This is a genomic window from Erwinia sp. MYb416 (assembly GCF_037479575.1).
GTDB lineage: Bacteria > Pseudomonadota > Gammaproteobacteria > Enterobacterales > Enterobacteriaceae > Erwinia > Erwinia rhapontici.
This window is the reverse complement of record NZ_JBBGYT010000293.1, coordinates 1-395: the sequence shown is the minus strand read 5'-3', so window position 1 is coordinate 395 and position 395 is coordinate 1. Positions and strand designations below refer to the sequence as shown.

The 395-nt window shown below is 53.7% G+C and carries 1 protein-coding gene; it reads right to left on the bottom strand.

Annotation, left to right across the window (positions count from 1 at the left end):
• Nucleotides 1-83 precede the first annotated feature (83 nt).
• Nucleotides 84-395: PhoU domain-containing protein (locus tag WH277_RS02645; protein WP_339504253.1), on the bottom strand; the 312-nt coding region annotated here is incomplete at its 5' end.

Genomic DNA, 395 nt, shown 5'->3' with positions numbered 1-395 from the left:
TTTGAGCGACGAAGGTATCCAGACGAAAAAGTGATGGGGAAGGAAGTCAGGCATGCCGGAGGGTTGGCACGCCTGAGCAAAGATTACGACGGGTTATTGCTGCCGGTATCATCGCCGGTCAGCAGTTTATCCAGCTGGTCACCGCCCACGTGACGGAAATCCTGGCCTTTCACGAAGTAGAAGATAATTTCGCAGATGTTCTGGCAGCGATCACCGATGCGCTCGATAGCACGCGCGCAGAACAAGGCCGTCAGCACACTCGGGATAGTGCGCGGATCTTCCATCATATAGGTCATCAGCTGACGCACGATGCCCTCATACTCCTGGTCAACCTTCTTGTCTTCACGATAGATTTCAATGGCGGCAGTGAGATCCATCCGTGCAAAAGCATCCAG